The 20,412-nt window shown below is 69.5% G+C and carries 20 protein-coding genes; 7 read left to right on the top strand and 13 right to left on the bottom strand.

The window, feature by feature from the left end; all coding sequences use genetic code 11:
* Nucleotides 1-14 precede the first annotated feature (14 nt).
* On the bottom strand, nucleotides 15-1,460 hold the full coding sequence (gene pyk, locus AC0QTQ_RS04960; RefSeq protein WP_480258562.1) for a pyruvate kinase: 1,446 nt from the start codon (nucleotides 1,458-1,460) through the stop codon (nucleotides 15-17).
* Between the two features lie 132 nt (nucleotides 1,461-1,592).
* Here pyk and AC0QTQ_RS04955 point away from each other — a divergent pair, with 132 nt between their 5' ends.
* The 3 genes from AC0QTQ_RS04955 to AC0QTQ_RS04945 all read left to right on the top strand — a co-directional run bounded on the left by AC0QTQ_RS04955 (nucleotide 1,593) and on the right by AC0QTQ_RS04945 (nucleotide 4,940).
* A complete protein-coding gene (locus AC0QTQ_RS04955; protein ID WP_480258561.1) occupies nucleotides 1,593-2,333 on the top strand; it encodes an N-formylglutamate amidohydrolase in 741 nt (246 codons plus the stop codon).
* Between the two features lie 125 nt (nucleotides 2,334-2,458).
* Complete coding sequence (locus AC0QTQ_RS04950; RefSeq protein WP_480258560.1) at nucleotides 2,459-4,426, top strand: calcium-binding protein; 1,968 nt, start codon at nucleotides 2,459-2,461, stop codon at nucleotides 4,424-4,426.
* Nucleotides 4,427-4,502: 76 nt separating this feature from the next.
* Entirely contained in the window at nucleotides 4,503-4,940 is a 438-nt protein-coding gene (locus tag AC0QTQ_RS04945; RefSeq protein ID WP_480258559.1) for a hypothetical protein, read from the top strand.
* 63 nt (nucleotides 4,941-5,003) lie between these two features.
* On the opposite strand, the gene AC0QTQ_RS04940 is transcribed toward AC0QTQ_RS04945, so the two are convergent.
* The 3 genes from AC0QTQ_RS04940 to dgcN all read right to left on the bottom strand — a co-directional run bounded on the left by AC0QTQ_RS04940 (nucleotide 5,004) and on the right by dgcN (nucleotide 7,914).
* Nucleotides 5,004-5,864 carry a D-amino-acid transaminase gene (locus AC0QTQ_RS04940; protein WP_121530242.1) on the bottom strand — a complete coding sequence of 287 codons (861 nt, stop codon included), beginning with the start codon at nucleotides 5,862-5,864 and terminating at the stop codon, nucleotides 5,004-5,006.
* Between the two features lie 13 nt (nucleotides 5,865-5,877).
* Nucleotides 5,878-6,840, bottom strand: a complete 963-nt coding sequence (dgcA, locus tag AC0QTQ_RS04935; protein ID WP_480258558.1) for an N-acetyl-D-Glu racemase DgcA — start codon at nucleotides 6,838-6,840, stop codon at nucleotides 5,878-5,880.
* 66 nt (nucleotides 6,841-6,906) lie between these two features.
* Nucleotides 6,907-7,914 (bottom strand): N-acetyltransferase DgcN, encoded by a 1,008-nt coding sequence (gene dgcN, locus AC0QTQ_RS04930; protein WP_480258557.1) that lies wholly within the window; start codon nucleotides 7,912-7,914, stop codon nucleotides 6,907-6,909.
* A gap of 276 nt (nucleotides 7,915-8,190) precedes the next feature.
* Between dgcN and AC0QTQ_RS04925 the strand changes: the two genes are divergently transcribed.
* Nucleotides 8,191-9,147, top strand: a complete 957-nt coding sequence (locus AC0QTQ_RS04925) for an L-malyl-CoA/beta-methylmalyl-CoA lyase (protein WP_480258556.1) — start codon at nucleotides 8,191-8,193, stop codon at nucleotides 9,145-9,147.
* A 131-nt stretch (nucleotides 9,148-9,278) separates the two neighbouring features.
* Here the strand turns inward: AC0QTQ_RS04925 and AC0QTQ_RS04920 are convergent, their stop codons facing one another.
* A complete protein-coding gene (locus tag AC0QTQ_RS04920; RefSeq protein WP_480258555.1) occupies nucleotides 9,279-9,743 on the bottom strand; it encodes an AraC family transcriptional regulator in 465 nt (154 codons plus the stop codon).
* Between the two features lie 140 nt (nucleotides 9,744-9,883).
* On the opposite strand from AC0QTQ_RS04920, the gene AC0QTQ_RS04915 reads away from it, so the two are divergent.
* Nucleotides 9,884-10,846, top strand: a complete 963-nt coding sequence (locus AC0QTQ_RS04915) for an acetyl-CoA carboxylase carboxyltransferase subunit alpha (protein ID WP_121530237.1) — start codon at nucleotides 9,884-9,886, stop codon at nucleotides 10,844-10,846.
* On the top strand, nucleotides 10,843-11,157 hold the full coding sequence (locus AC0QTQ_RS04910) for a DMT family transporter (protein WP_121530236.1): 315 nt from the start codon (nucleotides 10,843-10,845) through the stop codon (nucleotides 11,155-11,157). Before AC0QTQ_RS04915 ends, AC0QTQ_RS04910 begins: the two co-directional genes overlap by 4 nt.
* 19 nt (nucleotides 11,158-11,176) lie before the next feature.
* On the opposite strand, the gene AC0QTQ_RS04905 is transcribed toward AC0QTQ_RS04910, so the two are convergent.
* Genes AC0QTQ_RS04905 through AC0QTQ_RS04895 form a run of 3 tightly spaced genes read right to left on the bottom strand, consistent with a single transcriptional unit; the run spans nucleotide 11,177 to nucleotide 13,529 of the window.
* Nucleotides 11,177-11,965 carry a lysophospholipid acyltransferase family protein gene (locus AC0QTQ_RS04905; protein WP_245965154.1) on the bottom strand — a complete coding sequence of 263 codons (789 nt, stop codon included), beginning with the start codon at nucleotides 11,963-11,965 and terminating at the stop codon, nucleotides 11,177-11,179.
* Nucleotides 11,965-12,858, bottom strand: a complete 894-nt coding sequence (locus tag AC0QTQ_RS04900; protein WP_480258554.1) for a cell division protein FtsX — start codon at nucleotides 12,856-12,858, stop codon at nucleotides 11,965-11,967. The genes AC0QTQ_RS04905 and AC0QTQ_RS04900 overlap by 1 nt, the downstream gene beginning before the upstream one ends.
* Nucleotides 12,858-13,529 (bottom strand): cell division ATP-binding protein FtsE, encoded by a 672-nt coding sequence (locus AC0QTQ_RS04895; RefSeq protein WP_121530235.1) that lies wholly within the window; start codon nucleotides 13,527-13,529, stop codon nucleotides 12,858-12,860. The genes AC0QTQ_RS04900 and AC0QTQ_RS04895 overlap by 1 nt, the downstream gene beginning before the upstream one ends.
* 137 nt (nucleotides 13,530-13,666) lie before the next feature.
* Here AC0QTQ_RS04895 and AC0QTQ_RS04890 point away from each other — a divergent pair, with 137 nt between their 5' ends.
* Nucleotides 13,667-14,737 carry a zinc-ribbon domain-containing protein gene (locus AC0QTQ_RS04890; protein ID WP_480258553.1) on the top strand — a complete coding sequence of 357 codons (1,071 nt, stop codon included), beginning with the start codon at nucleotides 13,667-13,669 and terminating at the stop codon, nucleotides 14,735-14,737.
* Nucleotides 14,738-14,756: 19 nt separating this feature from the next.
* Here AC0QTQ_RS04890 and AC0QTQ_RS04885 read toward each other — a convergent pair whose 3' ends face one another.
* The 5 genes from AC0QTQ_RS04885 to argH form a co-directional block, all read right to left on the bottom strand.
* Entirely contained in the window at nucleotides 14,757-17,276 is a 2,520-nt protein-coding gene (locus tag AC0QTQ_RS04885) for a DUF4175 domain-containing protein (RefSeq protein ID WP_480258552.1), read from the bottom strand.
* Between the two features lie 29 nt (nucleotides 17,277-17,305).
* Nucleotides 17,306-18,571: a diaminopimelate decarboxylase gene (lysA, locus tag AC0QTQ_RS04880; RefSeq protein ID WP_480258551.1), complete on the bottom strand. Its 1,266-nt coding sequence runs from the start codon at nucleotides 18,569-18,571 to the stop codon at nucleotides 17,306-17,308.
* Between the two features lie 88 nt (nucleotides 18,572-18,659).
* Nucleotides 18,660-18,842 carry a hypothetical protein gene (locus AC0QTQ_RS04875; RefSeq protein ID WP_480258550.1) on the bottom strand — a complete coding sequence of 61 codons (183 nt, stop codon included), beginning with the start codon at nucleotides 18,840-18,842 and terminating at the stop codon, nucleotides 18,660-18,662.
* A complete protein-coding gene (locus AC0QTQ_RS04870; RefSeq protein WP_480258549.1) occupies nucleotides 18,842-18,994 on the bottom strand; it encodes a hypothetical protein in 153 nt (50 codons plus the stop codon). The genes AC0QTQ_RS04875 and AC0QTQ_RS04870 overlap by 1 nt, the downstream gene beginning before the upstream one ends.
* Before the next feature lie 10 nt (nucleotides 18,995-19,004).
* Nucleotides 19,005-20,405 carry an argininosuccinate lyase gene (argH, locus tag AC0QTQ_RS04865; RefSeq protein ID WP_121530230.1) on the bottom strand — a complete coding sequence of 467 codons (1,401 nt, stop codon included), beginning with the start codon at nucleotides 20,403-20,405 and terminating at the stop codon, nucleotides 19,005-19,007.
* Nucleotides 20,406-20,412 lie beyond the last annotated feature (7 nt).

The following is a 20,412-nucleotide window of genomic DNA, read 5'->3' as shown; positions in this document are numbered from 1 at the left end:
GCCTGCGGATCAGGCTATTCCGGGTCGGTGCGGAAGATCAACCGCTCGTCGCAGGGCGCGACGCGCAGGATGTTGGTCGTGCCCTGCACGTTGAAGGGCACCCCCGCGATCACCACGATCTGGTTGCTCTCGTCGGCAAAGCCATAGTCGCGCGCCGCGCGGGCGGCGTTGACCACCGCCATCTTGAAGCGCTCGACCTCCTCGCAGCGCACCGCATGCACGCCCCAGAACAGGCACAGCTTGCGCAGCGTCGCCGGCAGCGGCGACAGCGCGATGATCGGCACCCGCGGCCGTTCGCGCGCGCTGAGCGACACCGTCTTGCCAGATTGCGTATAGCAGCAGATCGCCGAGATGTCGGTGGCCTCGGCGATCTCGCGCGCCGCCGCCACGATGCCGTCGGCGATGGTCTGGCGCGCGACCAGCCGCGAGGCCTCGATCACCTCGCGATAGGTCGGGTCGCTCTCGACCGAGCGGGCCACCGCGTTCATCGTCGACACCGCCTCGACCGGATAGCGGCCGGCGGCGGATTCGGCGCTCAGCATGATCGCGTCGGCGCCCTCGTAGATCGCCGTCGCCACGTCCGAGACCTCGGCGCGGGTGGGCATCGGGCTTTCGATCATGCTTTCGAGCATCTGCGTCGCGACGATCACAGGCTTGGCCGCGGCGCGGCACTTGCGCACCAGCCGCTTCTGGATCGGCGGCACCGCCTCGACCGGCAGCTCGACGCCAAGATCGCCGCGCGCCACCATGATCCCGTCCGAGACCTTGAGGATCTCGTCGAAGGCCTTCTCGGCCGCGGGCTTCTCGATCTTCGAGAGCACCGCGGCGCGGCCCTTGGCGAGCGTGCGCGCCTCGATCACGTCCTCGGGGCGCTGCACGAAGCTGAGCGCCAGCCAGTCGACGCCAAGCGCACAGGCGAATTCCAGATCCTTGCGGTCCTTGTCGGAGAGCGCCGCGAGCGGCAGCACCACGTCGGGCACGTTCACGCCCTTGCGGTTCGAGATCGTGCCGCCGACCGTCACCGTGCAGTCGGCGAAATCGGCGCCGCAGGCCTCGACCCGCATCCGGATCTTGCCGTCGTTCACCAGAAGGCGTGTGCCGGGCACCAGCGCCGCGAAGATCTCGGGATGCGGCAGGCAGACGCGGTGGCCGTCGCCCTCGGTCGGGTCGAGGTCGAAGCGGAAGCGCTCGCCCTCCTCCAGATCGGCGGCGCCGGCAGCAAAGGTGCCGACGCGCAGCTTCGGCCCCTGCAGGTCGGCAAGCACCGCGACCGGGCGGCCGGTGTCGGCCTCGATCTGGCGGATGATGTCGAAGCGGGCGCGCTGCTCGTCATGCGTGCCGTGGCTCATGTTCAGCCGGAACACGTCGGCGCCCGCCTCGAACAGCGCGCGAATGGTCTTGTAATCAGAAGATGCGGGGCCAAGCGTTGCCACGATCTTGACGTTGCGAAGGCGTCTCATCCGTCCTCGATCCTGTTGTTTCAGTCGGTTGGCGGGCCGCGCCCAGCTATGGAACAAAAACCGGCAGGGGGCAACTGGCCCTGCCCGCCGCGCTGGCGTAAACCTGTCGTGACCGAAAGAGACGACGAACACATGACGCATCCTGCCTACGAGATCATCGGCGCCGAAAGACCTGCGCGCTGGCTTGTCACCGTGGATCACGCCACGAACCGCGTGCCCGCCTGGGTGAACGGCGGCGCCCTCGGCATCGCGGCCACCGACATGGCACGCCATATCGCCTGGGACGTGGGCGCGCTCGGCCTCGGGCAGGCGCTGGCCGAGCGGCTGCATGCCCCGCTCATCCACAGCGATTTCTCGCGCCTGGTGATCGACCCGAACCGCGGCGAAGATGACCCGACGCTGGTGATGCAGCTGTACGATGGCACGATCATCCCGGCGAACCGCGCGATTTCGGATGTGGCCATCGAGGAACGCCTCGCCCGCCTGCACCGGCCCTATCACGCCGCGCTCGAAACGCTGGCCGCGCGTCGGCCCGACACGGTGATCTGCGCGATCCACTCCTTCACCCCGCAACTGCGCGGCCATGCGCCGCGGCCGTGGCAGGTGGGGGTGCTCGCCTCGCACAAGGACCGCCGGCTTGCCGTGCCGCTGATCGCGGCGCTCGCGGCCGAGGGGATCTGCGTGGGCGACAACGAGCCCTATGCCGGCCATCTCGACGGCGATTCGATCGACCGCCATGCGCTGGCCCCGGGCCGGCCGAACGTGCTGATCGAGCTGCGCAACGATCTGATCGCCGAGACCGGGGGCCAGCAGGCCTGGGCCGAGCGCCTTGCCCCGGTGCTGAGCCGGGTGCTGGTCGAGAGCGGCCTCTGAACCGCAGGCCCGGAAACAATCCCGCCGCGCCACCCGTATTGTGCGGAATGACGCCGCGACTTTACGGCTTTTTCACCAACCTTTCTTGACCTCGCCGCCACTCCGGGGACATTGAAGACAATTCTTTGATTCTTCTGAGGTATTTCGTCATGGAAATGTTGTGGCTCTTTGCGCTTCTGCCGCTCGGCCTCGTCGGGGCCGCGTTCAGCGGGGTCGGCGGTGAGAATGACGAGGACCAGAACGAGCCCCAGAACGATCAGCGTCTGACCGGCACCTCGGGGCCCGACATGCTGACCGGCGGCGCAGGCGATGACACGATCCTGGGCGGCGGCGGCAATGACCGCGACGCCTCGGGCATCGATGCGGACATCTTCGACGGGATCACCTCGCTCGACGACATGACCGGCGCACTGCACGATGCCGGTGTCTTCGGCCTTGATGGTGGCGCGGGCGATGACAGCCTGAACGGCGGCACCGGCCGCGATGCGCTGATCGGCGGGAGGGGCAACGACACGCTCGCGGGCAATGTCGGCAACGACCTGCTTGCCGACGATTCGGGGCAGGACACGCTGCTGGGCGGCTCGGGCGATGACGGGCTGATCGCCCTCGACCCCCTGTCGGGCGCGGCCGACCTGCTCGATGGCGGCGCGGGCGACGACGTGATGCTTGGCGACGATGGCGACACGATGACCGGCGGCGAGGGCGAGGACGGCTTCGGCATCGTCTGGAACCCGGGCGACGCCCCGGTCACGATCACCGACTTCAGCAACGACAGTGACATGGTCGAGGTCGTGGTCGACGGCTTCCGCCCCGGTCACGACAGCTTCCAGATGGACAGCCTCGAGGGCGGCGTCGGCCTCTACGTCAACGACGCGCTGGTCGGCACGCTCGAGGGCGCGACGCTCGAGGATCTGCACACCGGCGACTCGATCTTCCTGACCGACTCCGCGACCGGCTACCGGTATGGGGTCTCGGACATGACAAAGGCCGCCGACGCGACGGACAGCACGGACACCACCGGCACCGAAGGCCACGAGATCCCCGGCACCAATGGCGCCGACGCGCTCGCGGCCGGCAACGCCGGCGACACGCTCCTTGGCTTTGCCGGGCCCGATACGCTGACCGGCGGCCGGGGCGACGACGTCCTTTCGGGCGGCAACGGCTTCGACCAGCTCGCCGGCAACAACGGCGACGACACACTGACAGGCGGCATGGGCGACGACACGCTGGGGGGCGGCGCGGGGCATGACAGCCTGCACGGCGGCTCGGGCGACGACAGCCTGATGGGCGGCGGCGGGCGCGACACGCTGATCGGCTGGGATGGCAACGACGTGCTGGCAGGCGGCGCGGGCGACGACAGCCTGAGCGGTGGCACCGGCGCCGATGCGCTCTCGGGCGGCACCGGCAACGACACGCTGTTCGGCAACGCGGGCAATGACAGCGATTTCTCGGCGCTCGAGTCCGAGGCGATCGACGGCATCACCTCGCCCGACGAGATCACCGGCGCACTGCGCGAGGCCGGCGTCTTCGGTCTTGATGGCGGCGCGGGCGACGACAGCCTGAACGGCGGCGTCGGCAGCGATGCGCTGATCGGCGGCGCGGGCAATGACACGCTTGGGGGCAATGTCGGCAACGATCTGCTCGCCGACGATGCCGGCCAGGACGTGCTGCTCGGCGGTTCGGGCACCGATACGCTGATCGCGCTCGACCCCTTGGCGGGCGCCGCGGACCGGCTTGACGGCGGTGCGGGGAACGACCTGCTGCTTGGCGACGACGGCGACACGATGACCGGCGGCAACGGCGACGACGCTTTCGGCATCGTCTGGGCCCCGGGCGACGCCCCGGTCACGATCAGCGATTTCAACACCAACGACCTGATCGAGGTGGTGGTCGACGGCTTCGACCCGGCGCAGGACAGCTTCCAGATGGACAGCATCAAGGGCGGCGTCGGGCTGTTCGTGAACGACACGCTGGTCGCGCGGCTGGCCGACTGCTCGCTCGACACGCTGGGCGATGGCACCACCATCTCGGTGCTCGACCCGGCGAGCGGCGCCGGCTACGCGGTCTCGGTCGCGACACCGGCGAACGGCTGACGGAGGACCGGCGCGCACGAATGTCTTGCATGCGCGCGCGCCAGCCGGCAGGCTGAAGCAAAGCCCGGAGGCCCGGATGGTCCTGCTTCTCCTCCTGTTCATCGCCCTTGGCGGTGCGCTTGCCCTGCTGGCCTGGGCCGAGCTCGCCCCGTCCCGACGCGCGCAGGAGCAGACGCCCCCGCCCCCGGCCCGGAACGCGCCCCCGGCAGAGGCGGCCGACGCGCCGCCGCCCGAGGACGCCCATGACACGGTTCTGGCCCGGGTCGCGGCCGGGCTTGCACCAGCCGAGGCCGAGGCGGACGACACCGACGCCACCCTGACCCGCGTGCGCGGCTTCGCCCCGGGCGACCTGCTCGAGCTCGAGCTCGACATCCCCACCCCCGCCCCGGAGGAGATCCGCTTCGAACAGGCGGGCCCGCACGCCCGGGTGCTGATCGCGGGCGCGCCGGTGCTGCTGATCGAGGACACCGTGGCCGCACGCCTGACCCCGGAAATCTTCCGTTTCCGAAGCTGACCCCCGAAACGCAAAAGGCCCCGACCGAAGCCGGGGCCCTGATCGGCGCCAGTCGGGGAAAGATCAGATCCCGACCTTGCGGCTTTCCTCGATGTAGATCTCGCGCAGGCGCTTCGACACCCGGCCCGGGGTGCCGTCGCCAAGGCTGACGCCATCCACTTCGACGATCGGCATCACGAAGGACGAGGCCGAGGTATAGAAGGCCTCGTCGGCCGCCTGCGCCTCTTCGATGGTGAAGGGGCGTTCCTCGATCTCCAGCTGCGCCTCGCGCGCCATCTTCAGCACCGAGCCGCGGGTGATCCCGTGCAGGATGTCGTTCGACAGGTTGCGGGTGATGATCTTGTTGCCCTTGACGATGTAGCAGTTGTTCGACGAGCCCTCGGTGACGAAGCCGTCCTCGACGAACCAGGCGTCATCCTTGCCGGCCTTCTCGGCCGCCATCTTCGCCATCGAGGCCCAAAGGAGCTGCACGGTCTTGATGTCGCGGCGGTGCCAGCGCAGGTCGGGCACCGAAATCACCTTGATGCCGGTCAGCGCATGCGGGTCATTCGCCAGGCCCGGCTTCGACTGGGTGTAGAGCACCACGGTCGCGGGCGTGCCGGCCGGCGGGAAGTGGAAGTCGCGATCGCCCGCGTTGCCGCGCGTCACCTGCAGGTAGACGCCGCCGTCGGTGACGCCGTTCAGCTCGACCAGCTTGCGGTGGATCGCCAGCCATTCCTCGCGGCTGATGTCACAGGTCATCTCGAGCTCGCGCAGCGAGCGCTCGAGGCGGGTCATGTGGCCCTCGAACTCGATCAGCTTGCCATCGAGGACGCAGGTCACCTCGTAGACGGCGTCGCCCATGACGAAACCACGGTCGAAGATCGAGACCATGGCCTCTTCCTCGGGCAGATACTGGCCATTCAGATAGACGGTGCGGCTCATGCAGATCTCCTTCTCAGCCCCACAGGCCCGGTTCGGGCGGGAAAACGCGGCCTGCGTCGTAACACAGCGGCGTGTCGCGGTCTTCGGCCAGAAGCAGCGGCCCGTCAAGGTCAACAACCTCCGCGCCCTGCGCAACCAGCACCGCGGGCGCCATCGCGAGACTCGATCCGACCATGCAGCCGACCATCACCCGATAGCCCTCGGCACGGGCCAGATCGCGCAGCGCCAGCGCCTCGGTCAGACCGCCGGTCTTGTCGAGCTTGATGTTGATCATGTCGTACTTGCCCTTCAGGTGGGCAAGGCTCGCGCGGTCATGACAGCTTTCATCGGCACAGACCGGCACCGGGCGGGCAAGCCCGATCAGGTCTTCATCGGCGGCCGCCGGCAGCGGCTGTTCGACCAGCGCGACGCCAAGGCGCACGAGATGCGGCGCGAGATCGGCATAGACCTCGGCGCTCCAGCCCTCGTTCGCGTCGACGATGATCGTCGAGGCGGGCGCACCCGCCCGCACGGCTTCAAGCCGCGGCATGTCGTCGGGGGTGCCGAGCTTGATCTTCAGCAGCGGCCGCGCGGCATTCCTTGCCGCCGCCGCCCGCATCCGCTCGGGCGTGTCGAGCGAGAGCGTATAGGCGGTGGTCAGCGGCCCGGGCGCGGCAAGGCCCGCCAGCTCCCACACCCGCTTGCCCGCGGCCTTCGCCTCGAGATCCCACAGCGCACAGTCGACGGCATTGCGCGCGGCCCCCGGCGGCAACGCGTCCTGCAGCTCGGCGCGGGTGATCGCGGCCGGAAGCGTCGCGATCTGCGCGGTCACCGTCTCAAGGCTTTCGCCATAGCGCGCATAGGGCACGCATTCGCCCCAGCCGGTCACGCCATTGCGCTCGATCCGCACCGTCAGCACCTTCGCCTCGGTGCGGCTGCCGCGCGAGATGGTGAAGACCTCGGCCAGGCGGAACACGTCCGCGGTCACGGAAATCATCCCGTCCCCCTTTTTCTTGGCAAGAATAGTCCCGCCGAGGGCATCCCCCCGGCGGGTGTCACCGTCTCAGATCGCGGCGAGCGCGTCCACGAGCTTTTCCGCACCGAAGCGGAAGGGGTCGGTGGCGGGCAGGCCCATCTCGGCCTCGAGCTTGGCGAGATAGGCCTTCGCCTCGTCCTCGGCCATGTGCTGGGTGTTGACCGAGATGCCGACGACCACGCATGCCGGGTTCGCCACGCGGGCGAGCGTCAGCGCCACATCGCGCAGCGCCTCGAGCGAGGGCAGCGTGTAGCCCGGCAGACCGCGCATGTGGGGCCGCGTCGGCTCGTGGCACAGCACCAGCGCGTCGGGCTGGCCGCCATGCACCAGCGCCATCGTCACGCCGGAATAGCTGACGTGGAACAGGCTGCCCTGCCCCTCGATCAGGTCCCAGTGCTCGGCGTCATTGTCGGGGGTCAGATATTCGACCGAGCCCGCCATGAAATCGGCGATCACCGCATCGAGCGGCACGCCGTCGCCGGTGATGAGAATCCCGGTCTGGCCGGTGGCGCGGAAATCGGCCGCCATGCCGCGGGCGCGCATCTCCTTCTCGATGCAGAGCGCGGTGTACATCTTGCCGACCGAGCAGTCGGTGCCGACGGCCAGCATGCGCTTGCCCGTGCGCTTCACGCCATTCGCGATCGGATAGGCGACCGAGGGCACGCGCACGTCATGCAGGGTGCGGCCGCAGGCCTGCGCCACGGCAACAAGCTCGGGCTCGTCGCGCAGCAGGTTGTGCAGCCCCGACGCCAGATCGAAGCCCTCTTCCAGCGCCGCGACCAGAACCTTCTTCCACGCCGGCGAGATGATGCCGCCGCGGTTCGCCACGCCGATCACCAGCGTCTTGCAGCCGGCGGCCTTCGCCGTCGCGAGGTTCATGTCCGGCAGGCCCATGTCGGCCTTGCAGCCCTCCATCCGGTACTGGCCCACGGCGAATTCCGGGCGCCAGTCCTTGATGCCCTGCGCGACCTTCGCGGCCAGCTGGTCGGGCGCGTCGCCCAGGAAAAGAAGATAGGGGGTCTCGATCTGCGCCATGGGTTCCTCGGCCGTGCTGATGGGGTGTTTGGCGAAAGATTACCGCGGCCGCACCGGATTTCCTGAGAAACATGCGCCGCGATCGCACAGGACATCGCAGAATCTTCTACACTTTCGGAGATTTGCCGAAGAAAGATGCAAGTTTTCTTTCTGCCATGAAATTCATCACCACGACGGGCGCGCGATTCTGCGATTGCGAAACAAGGCTTGCATGCGGATGCGCAAGATTATATCCCAACAGCAACAAAACTCGTAACATACTTGCCGAGAGGTGCCATGAGCTTCCGCGTCCAGCCGCCTGCCCCCGCCCGTCCCAACCGCTGCCAGCTTTTCGGGCCCGGCTCGCGCCCGGCGATCTTCGAGAAGATGGCCAGCTCGGCCGCGGATGTGATCAACCTCGACCTCGAGGATTCGGTCGCCCCCGACGACAAGGCGCAGGCCCGGCGCAACATCATCGCCGCCTCGCATGACATCGACTGGGGCAGCAAGTATCTGTCGGTGCGGATCAACGGCCTCGACACCCCCTATTGGTATCGCGACGTCGTCGAGCTGCTGGAAGAGGGCTCCGAGCGCATCGACCAGATCATGATCCCGAAGGTGGGCTACGCCGCCGACGTCTATGCCGTCGACGCGCTGGTCACCGCGATCGAGGCCGCGAAGGGCCGCAAGAAGCGGATCTCGCTCGAGGTCATCATCGAGACCGCCGCCGGCATCGCCCATGTCGAGGAAATCGCCGCCTCGAGCCCGCGCCTGCAGGCGATGAGCCTGGGCGCCGCCGATTTCGCCGCCTCGATGGGGATGGCCACGACCGGCATCGGCGGCACGCAGGAAAACTACTACATGATCCGCGAGGGCGCGAAATACTGGTCGGACCCGTGGCACTGGGCGCAGACCGCGATCGTCGCCGCCTGCCGCACCCATGGCATCCTGCCGGTCGACGGCCCGTTCGGCGATTTCTCGGACGACGAGGGCTTCCGCGCGCAGGCGCTGCGCTCGGCCACGCTCGGCATGGTCGGCAAATGGGCGATCCATCCGAAGCAGGTCGCGCTGGCCAACGAGGTCTTCACGCCGTCGGAGGCCGCGGTCGCCGAAGCGCGCGAAATCCTTGCCGCGATGGAGAAGGCCAAGGCCGAGGGCGCCGGCGCCACCGTCTACAAGGGCCGTCTTGTCGATATTGCTTCGATCCGGCAGGCGGAAGTTATTGTCAGACAGTCCGAAATGATGAAAGGTTGAGCACTATGAAAACGATTCGCCCAGGCGAATCGGTCTGGATCCCGGAGCGGTGGGGAGGGGAGGCCCCGCCTGCATGAGGGAAACAGGGGCGCCCCGATCCAAGGATCGGGGCGTTTTCCTTTTCCGCCCCCTCAGAGCAGCGGCAGCCGCACCTCGGTCAGCAGGTCGGCCGGCGCGGTGTCGCGCGGATCGTTCAGATAGACCTCGTAGGGCGCCGGGCCGGCCGCCACCTCGCCCGAGGCGGCAAGCCAGTCCTCGATGAACCCGCGCCCGGCCTCGGGCAGCTGATCGCAGGGGCCACGCAGCAGCATGACCGCGTATCGTCCCGCAGGATAACGGATTTCCTCGAACGGCGGGCGCAGCGCGAAGGCCTCGGTGACCAGCACGCAGGCATGGGCACGCAGGTCGGCCTCGGCGGTGCGGCGCGGATTGTCGTGCCCCACCGCCGCCGCGCGGCGCACCTGCGCCCAGTCCCCGGGGCCGAGCAGCTCGCGCAGCCGCTCGAAGCTGGTGCCCAGCTTGCGATAGTCGCCGCGGTGCAGCACCCCCGCCAGCCGCGCCGCGCCAAGTTCCCGAACCGAAATCTCGTGGCCCATCGGATCCGCTCCTTCACCCGTGCCGGATCCTCCCCGGTCCAGCATGCCACCGCGCGGGCGCTCCGTCACCTTCCCGCCGCGTCAGTTGCAATTCCCGCGCCGCGCCGGCATATAGTCGGCAGCACTGACGGAGGGTTTCGATGGCCACCTATCTCGAGTTCGAAAAGCCGCTCGCGGAAATCGAGGGCAAGGCGGAGGAGCTGCGGGCACTGGCGCGCGCCAACGAGGAGATGGATGTCGAGAAGGAGGCCGCCGCGCTCGACAAGAAGGCGGCGCAGCTGCTCAAGGACCTCTACAAGGATCTGAGCCCCTGGCGGAAGACCCAGGTCGCGCGCCATCCCGACCGGCCGCATTGCAAGGATTACATCGAGGCGCTGTTCACCGAATACACGCCGCTCGCCGGCGACCGGAACTTCGCCGACGACCACGCGATCATGGGCGGGCTTGCCCGCTTCAACGACGCGCCGGTGATGGTGATCGGCCACGAGAAGGGCCATGACACCGCAAGCCGGATCGAGCGCAACTTCGGCATGGCCCGCCCCGAGGGCTATCGCAAGGCGATCCGCCTGATGGACATGGCCGACCGCTTCCGGCTGCCGGTCATCACCCTCGTCGACACCCCCGGCGCCTATCCGGGCAAGGGCGCGGAAGAGCGCGGCCAGGCCGAGGCGATCGCCCGCTCGACCGAGAAATGCCTGCAGATCGGCGTGCCGCTGGTCTCGGTCATCATCGGCGAGGGCGGTTCGGGCGGCGCGGTGGCCTTCGCCACGGCGAACCGGATCGCGATGCTCGAGCATTCCGTCTATTCGGTGATCTCGCCCGAGGGCTGCGCCTCGATCCTGTGGAAGGATGCCGAGAAGATGCGCGAGGCCGCCGAGGCGCTGCGCCTGACCGCGCAGGATCTGAAGAAGCTTGCGGTGATCGACCGGATCATCAAGGAGCCGCTTGGCGGGGCACAGCGCGACCGCGCCGCGACCATCGCCTCGGTCGGCTCGGAGATCGCGCTGATGCTCGACGAGATGAAGGGCAAGAAGCCGGCCGAGCTGATCAAGGACCGCCGCCGGAAGTTCCTCGACATGGGCTCGAAGGGCCTCGCCGCGTGAACCCCTGGATCACCCTTGCCATCGCCGGGCTGCTCGAGGTGGTCTGGGCGGTCGGGCTGAAATACTCCGAGGGCTTCACCCGGCTGGTGCCCTCGGTGGTCACCGTGGTGACGGTGGTAATCAGCTTCCTGATGCTGGCGAATGCGATGCGCGCGCTGCCGGTGGGCACCGCCTATGCGGTCTGGAGCGGCATCGGCGCGCTTGGCACGATGATCTATGCCGCGATGTTCTTCACCGAACCGCTCAACCTGATGCACGGGCTGGGCGTGGTGCTGATCGTCGCCGGCATCGCCGCGCTGAAGATCGCCTGAGCCAACCGGGTCCGGCGCCTCAGCGCCGGCCCGCGTCCTTCGCGACGAACCCCGCCTCGGCCATCAGCGCATCCGACGTGCCCTCGACCTCGGCCTCGATGCGCTCCATCAGCGGGTGCAGCTGCATCCCCGGCGCGATCGCCGGCAGGTATTCGACGACGCCCACGCCCGAGCGGATCGGGAAGCCGCGCTTCGACCAGAACAGCCCGACATTGGTCGCCACCGGCACCACCGGCAGCCCCGTCGCCTCGTAGAGCGCGCCGATGCCCGGCTTGTAGCGCCGCTTCTCGCCCGGCTTCACCCGCGTGCCCTCGGGGTAGACGATGAGCTGACCGAGCCCCTCGCCCTGCTGCCGCGCCGTCACTTCCGACAGCATCACCTTCATCGCCTCCGATCCCTTCGAGCGGTCGATCGGGATGCAGCCCGCCTTCCAGGCGAACCAGCCCATCACCGGCACGCGCAGGATCTGCTTCTTCATGATGAAGGCACGCTCGGGCGCGTGGCGGGCAATGATCAGGATGTCGAAGAAGCTCTGGTGCTTGGCGCCGATGATGCAGTCCCCCACGGGCGGCTCTCCGCGGATCTCGTAGCTCAGGCCAAGATCGACCTTCGCCGCCCACAGAAGCGCATGGCTCCAGACCGAGGCGACGCGGTGCACGCCGCTGCGGCCGAACCACGGCACCTGGAAGATCACCCCCCACAACCCGAGAACCAGCGTCACCAGCGCGATGTGGATGTAGAAGAAGACCGAGCGCAGATAGGTGAACCAGGTCACCTTGCCCGGGCGCATCTTGTCTGCCGGCACCATCAGCGCACCTCCTTCAGCATGCGGAAGGCCGCGTGGCGGGTCGCGCCAAAGGCCACAAGGGCTGCCAGCGGCGGGATGAAGAGCGGCCAGAGCCAGCCCCAGCCGGTGAAGCCCAGCCCGGTGAGGAAGCCGCCGGCCTCGTCCGTGGCGGGCAGCAGCGCGATGGCGATCATCGCGACCACGGTGCCCGCGGCGGCGCCGGTCAGCCCGCGCAGGGTGAAACGGCGCACGAAGGCCTGGGCGATGAAGGCGTCGCGCGCACCGACCAGCCGGAGCGTGCGGATCACCTGCCCGTTCGCGGCAAGCGCCGCCTGCGCGGCAAGGGTGATCATCCCCGCCATCGCCCCGCCGATCAGGATCATCGACAGCCAGCCGAGGAACCGCAGCCGGCCGGCGGCCGCGACCAGCGGCCGGCGCCAGCGCGTGTGGTCATCGAGCACCGCCCCGGGCGCCTCAGCGGCAAGCCGCAGCCGCAGCCCCTCGGTATCCATGCCCTGCGCGGTCTCGGTCAGCTCGACCAGCTTCGGCAGCGGCAGGCTGTCGACCGGCAGGTCGGGCCCGAACCACGGATCGAGCAGCTTCTTCATCTCGGCGTCATCAAGGGCGCGATAGCTCTCGACCCCGGGCGTCGTCGACAATGCGTCGAGCACCGCCTTGGTCTGCGCCTCCATCTGCTCGGGCGGGGCCGAGATCCGGATCGTGGCCGAGCGCGCCAGCGCCTCGGACCAGCGATCGGCGAGCCGGCCGGAGGCGAGCGACAGCGCCAGCGCGAAGACGGCGAGGAAGGCCATCGCCGCCGAGGTCAGCACGGTCAGGTTGGCCGTATGCCCCGAGGGCGGCACGACGCGGTCGGTGGCGCTCATGTCGGCGCGGAACATCGTCAGTCGCATCATCACAGATCCGCCCCCGCCAGATGCAACCGCCGGTTCGCGATCCGCAGCACCCGGGCCGAGACCTGCGCCTTCGCCTGACGGATCAGGTTCAGGTCATGGGTGGCGATCACCACGGTCTTGCCCATCCGGTTCAGCTCCACGAGCAGCGACAGCAGGCGCAGCGACATCTCCCAGTCGAGGTTGCCGGTCGGTTCGTCGGCGATGATCACCTCGGGCGACATCATCACCGCGCGGGCCAGTGCCGCCCGCTGCCGCTCGCCGCCCGAGAGCTGCGGCGGCAGCGCACCGGCCTGCGCCCGCAGCCCGACCCAGCTCAGCAGCTCGCGCAGCTCGGCCCCGTCGACCGAGCGCCCGGTCACCGTCAGCGGCAGCGCCACGTTCTCGGCCACCGGCAGGTGGTCGAGGAACTGGCAGTCCTGATGCACCACGCCGATCTTCTGCCGGACATGGGCGATGTCGTCGCGCGTCATCGTGCGCACGTCCTGCCCGAACAGGTTCAGATAGCCCGCCGAGGGCAGCATCTCGGCATAGCACAGCTTGAGAAAGCTGGTCTTGCCCGCCCCGGACGGGCCGGTGAGGAAATGGAACGATCCGGGCACCAGCTTCAGCGTCATCTCGGCGACGAGCTCGCTCCCGCCGTAGCCCATGGCGACATTTTGCAGCTCGATCACTGCACGGCCCCTTCATCTGGTGGCCCCGGGACGGAATTGTCCTCGGAACGCAAACCCTTGGATATTGATCACGCGCTTGCTACAACATGTACAGAAGAATTGCCAGAATGGCTTGTGACAGCGGGATGGGAGCGGGCATGCGGCTGATCTGCCCGAATTGCGGCGCACAATATGAGGTCGACGACGCGGTGATCCCGGAGGCCGGGCGCGACGTCCAATGTTCCGCCTGCGGGCAGCTGTGGTTCCAAAAGAGCCGCGCCATGCTCGAGGCCGAGGAGGACGGGACGCCCGAGGTGCTCGCCGCTCCGGAGGGGTGGGAGATCCCCGAAGAGGACCTGCCCGAGGCGCCGGCAGAGGCCGTGCCCGAGGCGGTTGGCGCGGACGCGCCGCCTGCCGGGCCGGTGGCAGAGGTGCCCGAGGACCCCGACGACGCGGCGCTGGCCGAAGCACTGGCAGAGATCGCCGCGGAGGAGGCGCCTGCGGAGGTTGCGCAGGCGGAAGAGGCCATCGCAGAGCCCTCCCTGGCGCCCGCGCCTGACCCCGACCCCGCGCCCGCAGCCGAACCCGCGGCCCCGCCGCAGCGCCGCACGCTCGACGACAGCCTGCTTGCAATCCTGCGAGAAGAGGCCGAGCGCGAGGCCCGCGCCCGCCGCGCCGAGGGCACGGCCGCGCCCCTCGAGACGCAGGAAGAGATGAACCTCGAGCCGCCGCCCACGGCCGCGGCGAGCCGTGCCGCCGCCAAGCTCGCGGCCATCGCCGCCGCGCCAGCGGCACGCACCGTGCCCGATTTCAGCGACCTGTCGACGCCCGAGGGCGAGCCCGAGGAAGAACGCTTCGCCGATCTGAACGAGCGCGAGGATGCCACGCCCGGCGGCGCTCCGCGCGGCCGCGGCCGGCTGCCGGATATCGAGCAGATCAACTCGACCCTGCGGGCAAGCGCCGACCGGGCGGGCGAGGCCGCGGCGCATGACACGCCGCAAGTGCTCGCACGGCAGCGCTCGGGCTTCCGGCTCGGCTTCACGCTGGTGATGGGGGTCGCGGTGGTGCTGGCCGCGCTTTACGGCTTTGCGCCCCGGCTCGGCGCCGCGGTGCCGCCGCTTGCCCCCGCGCTTGGCGCCTATGTCGGTGCGGTGAACGAGGGGCGCGTCTGGCTCGATGGCCAGCTGCGCGGCGTGATCGAGACCCTGCAGCCGCACACCAAAGGCTGAGCGCGCCAGCCCGGCCCGCTCAGAACCGGTCGAGCAGCCGTTTCAGGTACTCGCGCTCGTCCTCGGGCCGCAGCCGTTCGCCCGAGCGGCGACGGATCTCGTCCAGCAGGTCCTGCGCGCGGCGGCGCACGTCCTCGCCCGAGAGCAGGTCCTGATTGCTGGTGATCCGCCCGCCCTCGCCCGTCGTCCGGCCGAGCGGGTCGCGCGGCAGCTCGCGCGCGCCGTTGCCGCCCGTCGCATCGCCCATCCGCTGTTCGCCATCGGCGCCCTGCCCCGGCGTGCCGCGGCCCTGCTCCTCGGCCATCGCCTGACCAAGGTTGCGCATGCCCTCGCGCAGCGCCTCTATCGCGTCGGCCTGCCGGTCGAGCGCGGCGCCGTTCTCGCCCTGCCGCAACGCCTGCTCGGCGCGATCCATCGAGCGCCCCGCCTCTTCGAGGCGCTGGCGCGCGGCATCGCCCGCCTCGCCGCCAAGCCGCGGCATCAGCCCGCGCTGGCGGTCAAGCTCGCGGCGCAGCGCACGCTGCCGGTCGGCGAGGCTCTGCCCGCCATCCGTGGCTCCCTGCCCGTCGGGCCCGGCCTCGTTGCCCATGCCGTCCTGCCCGGCCCCCGGCGGCTGCTGCATCTGCCGGAAGGCGTCATCGGACAGCTTCTGCTGCTCGCGCAGGGTCTCGCCCAGGTCCTTCATCGACTGGCTGCCCGGGCCGTCGCCCTGCCCGCCCTGGCCCTGCGTGACCTTCAGGTTCTGCATCATCCGGGCGAGCTGATCGAGCAGCTCCTGCGCCTCGGCCATGCGCCCCTCTTCCATCAGCTTCTGGATCGCATCCATCATCTGCTGGATCTGGTCGCCGGTGATCTGCTGGCTCGGCCCCTGCTGGCCGAATTGCGGGCCCTGCTCCTTTTGCGCGTCGCGCTCGGCCAGCATCTTCAGGTAATTGTCGGTCGCCTCCTTCAGCTCCTGCATCAGCTTGGCGATCTCGTCCTTCGAGGCGCCGTTGCGCATCGCCTCGCTCAGCCGCTGCTGCGCCTGCTCCATCGCGGCCAGCGCATCCGACAGCCCGCCATCCTCGAGCAGCTCGGCCATCTGCCACAGCATCGCCGCGACCTCGTCGCGAACCTCGGGCGTCAGCCCCGGCACCTCGACCCGGCGCGCGGCCAGCCGCAGCGTCGGCGCCATGTCGGCCTTCGGGAACAGCCCCTCGGGGCGGTTGGTGATCGCGCGCAGGATCTCGGCGGTGCGCGGGCCGTTCTCGCGCGACCACAGCAGATCGCGGCGCGCCTCGATCAGCGCCGCGGCGCGCGGGTCGAAGAAGCGCCGGCCGGGCAGCACCAGATGCTGCACCCCGGTGTCGCCGATCTGCCCGCGGCCATCCGTCACCGACAGGCTCAGCGTCACCGGCAGGTTCGCCCAGGGGTGCTCGGCCGCATCCTCGACCAGCGCCTCGGAGAAATCGGCGCGCGAGCCCGAGATCGGCATCGGCAGGTCATAGACCAGATCCGGCCGCGGCTCGGGCGCGACGCTCAGCCCATAGCGGCGGTCGACCGCCTCCAGATCAAGGGTGATCCGCGCCTCGCCGGCGGTCACGGCGTAATCGTCGAGCGCGTGGAAGGGCTGCGAGAGCTTGCCGTCGGCGCGCCGTTCCGCCTGTCCCACCAGCACCACCGAGGGCGCCGCGTCGGGCAAAAGCGTGACGATGAAATCGCGCCCGCCCACGCCGCCCAGATGGATGCGCCCCGAGCGCACCGCCTCGAAATCGCGGCGTTGCGGGTCGGCGGCGGCATCGGGCGCGGCGGCGGGGTTCGAGACGCTTTCCTCGAAGGGCACCGGCGCGCCATAGAAGCGGAAGGAAAAGCGCGTGCCCTCGGGCAGCGTCACCGCGTTATGTTCCAGCTTGTTGAGGTAGAGCCCGGGCTTGCCGGTATAGCGCGGCGGCTCGGCCCAGCCTTCCCAGCTCGGCCCCATCGCCGCCTCGGCGCCGCCCGGGGTGCCGGGGCGGGCGCCGGGCTCGAAGAGCGCCAGCGGCGCGCCGAAGATCAGTGCCATCACCGCGGCGCTCAGCGCCGCGATGCGCAGCGCGAAAGGGTCGCGGGGGGCAAGGTCGGGCGCGGGCGGCACCGGGCGGGCACCCGCCGCGGCACGTGCGCTGCGGTCGAGATGCGCCTGCCAGAGCGCGGCGCTTGCCGGGTCGGTCTGGCCAAGCGCCATCGCATCGGTGAGCGCGGTGAGCGGCCGGCCCGGCAGCGTCGCGTCAAGCCGGGCGATCGCCTCGGCCCGTTTCGGCCAGCGAAAGCGCCACAGGCCGGCACCAAGCGCGGCGATCAGCGCAAGGCCAAAGATCCCCGCCGCGATGCGCCCGCCACCGGGCGGCAGCAGCGCGGGCAGGCGGAAGGCGAGCGCGGCAAAGGCCAGTGCCAGCAGCGACAGCGCCGGCCAGAACGTCCGCAGACCCCGCTCCAGCGCCAGCCCCGCCCGGGTCAGCGCAATCGGGCGGGCCAGCGCCGCGATCGGCGCTGTGGGGGCGGAACGGGGGCGTCGCTGCATCTTGCCTTTCCGGCCCCGGGCAAGGGTGCCTAGAGCCACTCGGGAATGCTATCGCGGGCGAGCATTTCCTCATAGCTCGGACGCGCACGAATGACAGCGAAGTGATCCCCTTGCACCAGAACCTCGGGGATCAGCGGCCGCGAATTGTATTCCGAGGCCATCACCGCGCCATAGGCCCCGGCCGAGCGGAAGGCGATCAGATCGCCCGGCGCGAGCGGCGTCAGCGCGCGGGCGCGGGCGAAGGTGTCGCCGGTCTCGCACACCGGGCCGACCACGTCGAAGGGGGTCGCGGGGGTGCCGGGCGCGGGTTCGACCACCGGCACGATGTCGTGCCAGGCGCCATACATCGAAGGCCGCACCAGGTCGTTCATCGCGGCGTCGACGATCAGGAACTTGCGCCCCTCGCCTTCCTTCACATAGATCACGTCCGAGACGAGCAGCCCGGCATTGCCCGAGATCAGCCGGCCCGGCTCGATCTCGATCTCGCAGCCGAGATCGCCGAGCACGTCCTTGACCACACTGACATATTCGACCGGCAAGGGCGGCGCCTCGTTCGAGCGGGTGTAGGGGATGCCGAGACCGCCGCCCAGATCGAGCCGGCGGATGTCATGGCCGTCGGCGCGCAGGTCCAGCGTCAGCTCGCGCACCTTGCGGAAGGCCGCCTCGAACGGGCCGAGCTCGGTCAGCTGGCTGCCGATATGCACATCGACACCGATCACGTCGAGGCCCGGCAGGCTGGCCGCCAGCGCATAGACGGCACGCGCCTTGGCGATCGGGATGCCGAACTTGTTCTCCGACTTGCCGGTGGCGATCTTCTCGTGGGTATGGGCGTCGACATCGGGGTTCACCCGCAGTGCGACGGGCGCGGTGACGCCCAGCCCGGCGGCGATTTCGGAAATCGCCAGCAGCTCGGGCTCGCTCTCGACGTTGAACTGGCGGATACCGCCGGTCAGCGCGAGGTGGATCTCGTCCCGGGTCTTGCCGACGCCCGAAAAGACGATGCGGTCGCCCGGCACGCCCGCGGCCTTGGCCCGGCGATACTCGCCGCCCGAGACCACGTCCATGCCCGCGCCGAGATCGCCCAGAAGCTTGAGCACCGCAAGGTTGGAGTTCGACTTGATCGCGAAGCAGACGAGATGCGGCGTGTCGCCGAACGCCTCGTCGAACAGGTGGAAGTGCCGCCTCAGCGTCGCGGCGGAATAGACGTAGAAGGGCGTGCCGACCGCCGCGGCGATCTCGGGGATCGCGACATCCTCGGCGTGAAGCACCCCGTTGCGGTAGAGAAAATGGTCCATTGCGCCCTCGTTCCGGTTTCGCCTCGTTTAACGCGAAGCGCCCCGCGGGAAAAGCGAACTCTTGCGTCGGGAACAGGCGGCGCAGGCCTCAGAACCCCGCGCCGAGGCCGATCGGGCCCAGATGGGTGCCGACAAAACCGCGGCCGGCGCCGGTCACGCCCACCCGGACCGGGCCGAGGCCACCCGAGACCACGCCGCGTGTCTGCCCGTCGGGACGCGGGGCACAGCCGGCGAGACACGCCGCGAGCAGAAGACCCGCGGCGCGCGCCATCACAGGTGCCCCACCACGCCGAGGCTCGCCTCGCCGGTGACGCTCAGGCCTTTCACCGGAACCGCCGGGCCGCCATTGGGCGGCGTCGGCGCACCGTCGACACCGCAGGCGGCCAGGGCAACAAGCCCCGCCAGAAGCACGAGAACCTTCATCGCGGCCTCCTCAGCCCAGCACCTGCTTCCAGCGCGCGATCTGCGCACGGACCTGATCGGGTGCGGTGCCACCGTAAGACTGCCGCGAAGCAACCGAGTTGTGAACCCCGAGCACGCGGAAGATGTCCTCGGTGATCGCCGGATTGACCGACTGCATCTCGGCAAGGCTGAGGTCGGGCAGATCGACGCCCTTCTTCTCGGCCATCGCGACGAGCGTGCCGGTGACGTGATGCGCCTCGCGGAAGGGCAGCCCCGCCTCGCGCACCAGCCAGTCGGCGAGGTCCGTCGCGGTCGAGAAGCCGTTCGAGGCCGCGGCCTCCAGCTTGTCGCGGTTCACCGTGAGGTCGGAGATCATCCCGGTCATCGCCGCGAGCGCCAGCATCAGCGTGTCGGCGGCGTCGAAGACCTGTTCCTTGTCTTCCTGCATGTCCTTGGAATAGGCGAGCGGCAGGCCCTTCATCACGGTGAAGAGCGCGACGGTCGCGCCGAGGATGCGGCCGATCTTCGCGCGGATGAGTTCCGCGGCATCGGGGTTGCGCTTCTGCGGCATGATCGACGAGCCGGTCGACCACTTGTCAGACATCGCGACGAAGCGGAACTGCGCCGAGGACCAGATCACCAGCTCTTCCGCCATCCGGCTCAGGTGCACGGCGCAGATCGACGAGGCCGAGAGGAACTCGAGCGCGAAGTCGCGGTCGGACACGGCATCGAGGCTGTTCGCCATCGGCCGGTCGAAGCCGAGCGACTCGGCGGTCATGTGGCGGTCGATCGCGAAACCGGTGCCGGCCAGCGCCGCGGCGCCGAGCGGGCTTTCGTTCATCCGCTTGCGCGCATCGGTGAAGCGGCCGAGGTCGCGGGCGAACATCTCGACATAGGCCATCATGTGATGGCCGAAGGTGACCGGCTGCGCCGTCTGCAGATGGGTGAAGCCCGGCATCACCCAGTCGGCCGTCACCTCGGCGCGGGCGACAAGCGCGCGGATCAGCGCGTCGAGACCCTTGATCGCCGCATCGGCCTGATCGCGCACCCACAGGCGGAAATCGGTCGCGACCTGGTCGTTGCGGCTCCGCGCCGTGTGCAGACGGCCCGCGGGCTCGCCGATGATCTCCTTCAGACGCGCCTCGACGTTCATGTGAATGTCCTCGAGCGCGGTCGAGAACGGGAACTTGCCGGCCTCGATCTCTGACAAGACCGTGAGCAGGCCTTCCCGGATCGCCGCGGCATCGCTATCGGTAAGGATGCCCTGCGCCGCCAGCATCGCGGCATGGGCCCGGCTGCCGCGGATGTCCTGGGCGTAAAGTCGCTTGTCGAACCCGATCGAGGCGTTGATCGCCTCCATGATCGCGTCCGGGCCGGCGGCGAAACGCCCGCCCCACATCGCGTTCGAGGATTTTTCCGTGCTGTCGGTCATCGGTCGG

The organism is Paenirhodobacter sp. YD-8, assembly GCF_056590935.1.
Note: the sequence above shows the minus strand (reverse complement) of the source record. Positions and strands in the feature narration are given on the sequence as shown.

Excerpts from the sequence above, each read along its gene's own strand:
- AC0QTQ_RS04925 (WP_480258556.1), top strand. The coding sequence starts at position 8,191 with ATGAGCTTCCGCGTCCAGCCGCCTGCCCCCGCCCGTCCCAACCGCTGC.
- argH (WP_121530230.1), bottom strand. The coding sequence starts at position 20,405 with ATGACCGACAGCACGGAAAAATCCTCGAACGCGATGTGGGGCGGGCGT.
- pyk (WP_480258562.1), bottom strand. The coding sequence starts at position 1,460 with ATGAGACGCCTTCGCAACGTCAAGATCGTGGCAACGCTTGGCCCCGCA.
- AC0QTQ_RS04875 (WP_480258550.1), bottom strand. The coding sequence starts at position 18,842 with ATGGCGCGCGCCGCGGGTCTTCTGCTCGCGGCGTGTCTCGCCGGCTGT.
- lysA (WP_480258551.1), bottom strand. The coding sequence starts at position 18,571 with ATGGACCATTTTCTCTACCGCAACGGGGTGCTTCACGCCGAGGATGTC.
- AC0QTQ_RS04955 (WP_480258561.1), top strand. The coding sequence starts at position 1,593 with ATGACGCATCCTGCCTACGAGATCATCGGCGCCGAAAGACCTGCGCGC.
- AC0QTQ_RS04920 (WP_480258555.1), bottom strand. The coding sequence starts at position 9,743 with ATGGGCCACGAGATTTCGGTTCGGGAACTTGGCGCGGCGCGGCTGGCG.
- AC0QTQ_RS04890 (WP_480258553.1), top strand. The coding sequence starts at position 13,667 with ATGCGGCTGATCTGCCCGAATTGCGGCGCACAATATGAGGTCGACGAC.
- AC0QTQ_RS04870 (WP_480258549.1), bottom strand. The coding sequence starts at position 18,994 with ATGAAGGTTCTCGTGCTTCTGGCGGGGCTTGTTGCCCTGGCCGCCTGC.
- AC0QTQ_RS04900 (WP_480258554.1), bottom strand. The coding sequence starts at position 12,858 with ATGATGCGACTGACGATGTTCCGCGCCGACATGAGCGCCACCGACCGC.
- AC0QTQ_RS04905 (WP_245965154.1), bottom strand. The coding sequence starts at position 11,965 with ATGGTGCCGGCAGACAAGATGCGCCCGGGCAAGGTGACCTGGTTCACC.
- AC0QTQ_RS04885 (WP_480258552.1), bottom strand. The coding sequence starts at position 17,276 with ATGCAGCGACGCCCCCGTTCCGCCCCCACAGCGCCGATCGCGGCGCTG.
- AC0QTQ_RS04945 (WP_480258559.1), top strand. The coding sequence starts at position 4,503 with ATGGTCCTGCTTCTCCTCCTGTTCATCGCCCTTGGCGGTGCGCTTGCC.
- dgcN (WP_480258557.1), bottom strand. The coding sequence starts at position 7,914 with ATGGCGCAGATCGAGACCCCCTATCTTCTTTTCCTGGGCGACGCGCCC.
- AC0QTQ_RS04915 (WP_121530237.1), top strand. The coding sequence starts at position 9,884 with ATGGCCACCTATCTCGAGTTCGAAAAGCCGCTCGCGGAAATCGAGGGC.
- dgcA (WP_480258558.1), bottom strand. The coding sequence starts at position 6,840 with ATGATTTCCGTGACCGCGGACGTGTTCCGCCTGGCCGAGGTCTTCACC.
- AC0QTQ_RS04940 (WP_121530242.1), bottom strand. The coding sequence starts at position 5,864 with ATGAGCCGCACCGTCTATCTGAATGGCCAGTATCTGCCCGAGGAAGAG.